At 62.4% G+C, this 5,837-nt stretch carries 6 protein-coding genes; 4 read left to right on the top strand and 2 right to left on the bottom strand.

Translation table 11 applies throughout. The features are described from left to right. Positions 1-147: 147 nt before the first annotated feature. Both EN932_RS27285 and EN932_RS27280 read right to left on the bottom strand, forming a co-directional pair. A complete protein-coding gene (locus EN932_RS27285) occupies positions 148-591 on the bottom strand; it encodes a hypothetical protein (RefSeq protein WP_127370003.1) in 444 nt (147 codons plus the stop codon). Positions 592-596: 5 nt separating this feature from the next. Beyond that, positions 597-2,795, bottom strand: a complete 2,199-nt coding sequence (locus EN932_RS27280) for a TonB-dependent hemoglobin/transferrin/lactoferrin family receptor (protein ID WP_127370004.1) — start codon at positions 2,793-2,795, stop codon at positions 597-599. Positions 2,796-2,993: 198 nt separating this feature from the next. Here EN932_RS27280 and hemP point away from each other — a divergent pair, with 198 nt between their 5' ends. The 4 genes from hemP to EN932_RS27260 all read left to right on the top strand — a co-directional run. Then, positions 2,994-3,200, top strand: a complete 207-nt coding sequence (gene hemP, locus EN932_RS27275) for a hemin uptake protein HemP (RefSeq protein ID WP_063168168.1) — start codon at positions 2,994-2,996, stop codon at positions 3,198-3,200. Between the two features lie 23 nt (positions 3,201-3,223). Then, positions 3,224-4,285 carry a hemin-degrading factor gene (locus tag EN932_RS27270; protein WP_127370105.1) on the top strand — a complete coding sequence of 354 codons (1,062 nt, stop codon included), beginning with the start codon at positions 3,224-3,226 and terminating at the stop codon, positions 4,283-4,285. 11 nt (positions 4,286-4,296) lie between these two features. After that, a complete protein-coding gene (locus tag EN932_RS27265) occupies positions 4,297-5,205 on the top strand; it encodes a hemin ABC transporter substrate-binding protein (RefSeq protein ID WP_127370106.1) in 909 nt (302 codons plus the stop codon). Positions 5,206-5,216: 11 nt separating this feature from the next. Next, on the top strand, positions 5,217-5,837 hold a 621-nt coding region (locus tag EN932_RS27260; RefSeq protein ID WP_164890639.1), incomplete at its 3' end, for an iron chelate uptake ABC transporter family permease subunit.

Genomic DNA, 5,837 nt, shown 5'->3' with positions numbered 1-5,837 from the left:
CTGATATCCTGCATGTCTCGCCGCGAGACCTGCAGCGACAAGAGCAGAATTGTCAAATCAAGATCGTTCGCTCGCAGCGGCAGTCGGCAGTGGCCGGCAACTGGCCACGCCGCTTTGTTTTGCAGGAATGCGGGATGCAGTCCCACCTCAGACGCCGAAGGCGATACCGGTCTTGGTGTCTGTCTTCAGCTTTCGCATGCAGGCGTTCGGTTCGACGCCGGTACCGGTGCATTCGGTCGCGCTGTTGATCAGCACGCGGCTGACTTTCGAGCACTCGGTGCCGGCCAGATCGAAACGCGTCACCTTGGTCTTGCCGGCCGGCAGTTCCTTGAAGTCGAGCACGGTCAGCCGGTCGACGACGCCTGCCTCGTTGAACAAGGCGATCTCGAAGGCAGCCTTGGCCAGGTCGGCGCCGAGATTGTTGTTGACCACGAACGTCAGGCGGCAACCCTTGTCGGAAGGTTGCGCACCATTGAGTTCCAGGGTGAGCGCGGGGACCGGCGCGGACTCTTGCGCCCACGCCGGAACCATCGCAAGCGACATCGCCAGCATCGAGGTCAGCAGACGAAGGGGTGTCGTCAAGCTCGTCATGGCAATCAGCCTCCAAACCGCATCGTTGCCGCCAGCTTCAGCGTTATGCCGGGCTCGTAGGCCGCGAAAACCGGCTGCGGCGGCTGGCCGGCCGTGGTCAGGTTGAGCGGGTTGGCGTATTTGACATCGAACAGATTGTCGGCGCGGAAATCAATCTTCAAATTGTCCGTCGCCTGGTAGCTGGCAAAGGCATTGACCAGCGTGTAGTCCTCGGCGATCGGATTGCCCTTGGGCTTGCCATTGTATTGCACTTCGCCGCCGACGGTCAGCTTGTCCTCGAGGAAGCGCAAGCCGAGCTGCGCGGTGACCTGGGATGATGGGATCGTGGCGAGATCCGCTTCCACACCCTTGTAGGAAATGGTGTGACCATTGGTGATTGAAGCCGAGAGCCCGGCATAGCCCCATCCGGCATCATAGACGCCCTCCAGTTCGAAGCCGTCGATCTTGGCCTTGGCAAAATTCTGGTACTGGAAGCATATCGGGATACCGGGTCCGCTCGGGCAACCGGCTGCCGGGTCAAACCGCGACAGGGTAACGCCATCGATGTAATCTTCGACATCATTGTTGAAATACGCTGCCTTGATGCGCAGCGCATCGCCGGCTTCGAGGATGTCGTTCTGCTTGTAGTTGACGCCGAACTCGGTCGTCTTGCCGGTTTCCGGCCGCAGATTGGGATTGGGCAGGAACGGAAAGCTGACGCCTGCCGGATGATTGCCGCTGATCAGCGTCTCGGTGATCGATGGCGAGCGATAGCCCTCGGCATAGGTGCCATAAAACTGAAGGCCGGCAAGGCCTGCGGATTCGAACGGGGAGACGCCGACGGTGATGCGCGGCGATACCCTGTCGCCGGAAATGTCGTGGGTGTCATCCTTGAGGCTGTAGTTGTCGTAACGCAGCCCGGCGATGACTTCGAGCCACTCCCAGGTGAGCTTGTCCTGGACATAGGCGCCCGAAACGTTGCGCTTGCCCGAAGGCGTGTAGAAACTGTCGCCACCAGCCGCGCCGCCTGTCTTGACATTATCGCCGGCCCAGTCGCCGCCATAGGTCAGCTCGTGCGCGATCCCACTCGTCTCGAACCGGGACGTGTTCCAGATGTCGATGCCGGTGGTGCCGACGTCGAATGTCGACTGCGATCCCGCCGGCAAGACAACGGGAAGGCCGGTGACCGGATCAAAGCGGTTTTGCGGGACAAGGCTGGTCAGATCGAGGTTGGTCTTGTTGTAGGAGGTGTTGATGTGGAGATCGAGCCAGCTCTTGTCCTCATCCGTGATGTTGTAGCGCGCCGTGAAGGTGTTCGACTTCAGGTCGACGTCATTGACCGGCGCACCGCCGCTGATCTCGTTCCAGCCATCGCTTGAGCCGACCCAGCCGAGCTTCAGTTCGCTGTTGTCGGTCGGGCGTATGCTGGTCTTGAGCAGTCCGCTCAGCACGTCGAAGCCGGTGCCCTTGACGGTGTCGCCGCCGCCATCCTTGTAGTCGTCATAGTCGCGGTAGACGATGTTGCCCAGCACGTCCCAATTCTCGTTAATGCGGTAGGCGCCGGATGCACTTGTGGTCCAGCCCTTGCCGTTGCTCTCATAGCGTCCCGTGACGGAACCGGCCCATGTTTCGTCAGGCTTGAGGAAATCCTCGGCATCCTTGGTGTCGAAGAAGACGACGCCGCCGATGGCGCCCGAGCCGTAGGTGTTGGCTACAGGACCACGGATAACATCCACGGATTTGACGAGTTCGGGGTCGATGTAGAAGGTCGACTGCGTGCCGTGGTCGGAGCGCTGGAAATTCTGTCGTGCGCCGTCGACGATGACTGCGACGCGACCGAAATCCTGCAGGCCGCGGATGTTGATGCTGGTGCTGACGCGCCTGGCGTCGGCCTGCGCCGCGACACCGGGCACGCCGAGCAGCATCTCATTGGGCGTCGTCGCCATGCGGCGGTCGAGCTGTTCCTGGCCGATATGGCTGGCCGATGCCAGCGATTCGATCGCCGTCTCGCCGGTGCGGCTGATGACGAGGATCTTGTCGAGCAGCGTTGCTCCCGCTGGTGCTGCCTTTTCCTCTTCAGCCTTCTTCGTTTGATCTGTCGTCTGCGCCGCCTGCTGGGCGTTGGCCAGTTGCGCCGATAAGGCAATCGCCGCCACACTTGCCAGCAATGCCGCCGCGCCGTTCGCCGCCGACCGGCCGCGCCATTCCCAAGTCACAAACCCCATGCCCCAACTCCAAAGTCCAGGTTTCATGCTGGCTGGCCCGGGGCTGGCTGGCATTTTTGATCGTCGCCGACGTCTTAAATGTTGACTCAATTAATCCGGTATTGCACTGACTAGTAAACATGATTATTCAAGTCAAGAAATGAATCGGATTACGCAACGCCTAGCCAGACGCCCGGCACAGGAAAGGGATCCATCCAGATGAACACCCACAATCCCAACGATTTTCGCTATCGCGTCCGCCGTCCCGACGATGCCTCCCCCCATTTCGACCGGGTTCCGCTGGCGGTACGAACCCTTTCCAGCAACACCCTGTTCCAGGGCGAGCACGAGATAGGCATCGAGCATCACGGTGCACTCTACCGGCTGAAGATCACCCGCCAGGGCAAGCTCATTCTCAACAAGTAAGACAAGGCAACAGGGACCGAGACATGGATCAGCGCGTAAAATCCGCCCCGCATGAAATCCGGCGGGCACGGACAGACAATCCGAAGACGCGCGAGCGTGATCTGGCTGCCCATCTCGGCATTTCGGAAGCCGAACTGGTCGCGGCGCATTGCGGCGACGGCGTCGTCCGCATCGAGCCGCGCGTCAACGATCTTCTGACCGGCCTCGAGGCCGTCGGCGAGGTCATGGCGCTGACCCGCAATGAAAGCGCGGTGCACGAGAAGATCGGCGTCTATGACAAGGTCGTCACCGGCACCCACAATGCCATGGTGCTTGGCGAAAACATCGACTTGCGCATCTTCCCGAAGGTCTGGGCACACGGCTTTGCCGTCGAGAAGCGCGACGGCGACGAAATCCGCCGCAGCCTCCAGTTCTTCGATGCGGCAGGCGAGGCCGTGCACAAGGTGCATCTGCGGCCGGCCTCCAGCCTCTATGCCTATCAGAAGCTGGTCGCCGCGCTCGAATCGTCCAACCAGGAACCGACGGTCGACATCTCGGGGCCACTCCCCGATGACGAGATCCATGGCGACGGAGCGGCCGCCAATCTCGACGATCTGCGTGACCGCTGGAGCCGGCTGACCGACGTGCACCAGTTCTTTGGTATGCTGAAGACGCTGAAACTAAGCCGCCGGCAGGCGGTGCGCCTGGTTGGGCAGGACTATGCCTGGCAGCTCGACAATGAGGCGGTCCGGGCCATGTTTCATCATGCCGCGGAGGGCGAGATGCCGATCATGTGCTTTGTGGGAAACCGCGGCTGCATCCAGATCCATTCCGGTCCGATCAAGTCGATCAAGCCGATGGGACCATGGATCAACGTGCTGGACGAAACCTTCCACCTGCATCTGCGCACCGACCACATCCACGAGGTCTGGGCCGTGCGCAAGCCGACCAAGGACGGTCATGTCACCTCGCTCGAGGTCTATGACGCCGACGGCAAGATGATCATCCAGTTCTTCGGCAAGCGTCATGAAGGCGAAAGCGAGCGAGACGACTGGCGCTTCCTGGCGGAAAACCTGCCGCGCATCCCAAGCCCGACCGCAGCCTGAGAAAAAATGCTATGAGTGTTTTCCCAAAATTGTCGGCTGTGCGCGGATCTATTTTGGGGCCGGTGATCGGTCTCTCCATGGCTGCTATCGCACTGCAACCCGCCAGCGCCGCGGATGGCACGGCCGTGTTTGCCGATCCTTCAAAGATCGTGGCCATTGGCGGCTCGATCACCGAGATCGTCTATGCTCTCGGCCAGGAAAAGCATCTGGTGGCACGCGATTCCACCAGCCGGTTCCCAAAGGCGGCGCTTGAGCTGCCCGATGTCGGCTATATGCGCGCGCTGTCGCCGGAGGGTGTGCTGTCGGTCGACCCGACCGGCATCCTGGCGCTGCATGGCAGCGGCCCCAAGGAAGCAGTCGATGTCTTGAAGAAGACGAGCGTGCCGTTCATCGAGGTGCCCGAGCACTACAGCCACGAAGGCATTCTCGAGAAGGTCCGCATCGTCGGCAAGGCGCTCGGCGTCGACGCCAAGGCCGAGGTGCTGGCCAAGGAGCTCGATGCCAAGCTCACGGCCGCCGAGAAGCAGACGGCTTCGATCAAGGAGCGCAAGCGCATCCTGTTCGTGCTGTCGATACAGGGCGGCAAGATTCTGGCGGCCGGCAGCGAGACCGCCGCCGACGGCATGGTCAAGCTGGCCGGCGGCGTCAACGCGGTCGAGGGCTTTTCCGGCTACAAGCAGATGTCCGACGAGGCGATCATAACCGCCAGGCCTGACGTGATCCTGATGATGAGCAATGCCGGGCCTCCGGTTTCGGACGACGAACTGTTCGGCAATCCATCGATCGCCTCCACGCCGGCCGGAACGGCGCACAAGCTGATCCGCATCGACGGCGCCTATCTGCTCGGCTTCGGGCCGCGCACGGCTGATGCCATCCACGACCTCGCTGTCTCGCTTTATGGCGGGCAGGTCACGGACTGAGCAGGCAGATCATGGTCGATCAATCGATCGCCGGCCCGGTGATGGCAAGCGTATCCGAAGGCGACCGGTCGGGCCGCGCCCGCATCGTCATCCTTCTGCTGTGCCTGGGGCTCGCGGCTGCCGTTTTTCTGTCGCTGACATCGGGGGCTTCGGACGCATCGGCCGCCAACGTCATCGGGGGCTGGCTGTTCGGCGCAGTGCCTGACGACGCCGCGTTGAGCGCCCGCGACAGCCTGATCGTCTATGACATCCGCCTGCCGCGCGTCATCCTCGGCATGCTGGTCGGCGCGGCGCTCGCCGTCTCCGGCGCGGTCATGCAGGGGCTGTTCCGCAATCCGCTGGCGGACCCCGGCCTGATCGGCGTCTCGGCCGGCTCCAGCCTCGGCGCGGTTGCCGTCATCGTGCTCGGCGCGACGATATTGGCTCCGGTGACAGCCTTGCTCGGCACGCTTGCCCTGCCGCTGGCGGCCTTCTGTGGCGGGCTCGCCACCACGCTGATGCTCTATCAGGTCGCGACGCGGCGGGGGCAAACCTCGGTTGCCACAATGCTGCTCGCCGGCATCGCGCTGGCGGCGCTCGCCATGGCGCTGACCGGCATCCTTATCTTCATGGCCGACGATCGCCAGTTGCGC

The organism is Mesorhizobium sp. M7A.F.Ca.US.002.01.1.1, assembly GCF_004022955.1.
Lineage (GTDB): Bacteria > Pseudomonadota > Alphaproteobacteria > Rhizobiales > Rhizobiaceae > Mesorhizobium > Mesorhizobium ciceri.
Note: the sequence above shows the minus strand (reverse complement) of the source record. Positions and strands in the feature narration are given on the sequence as shown.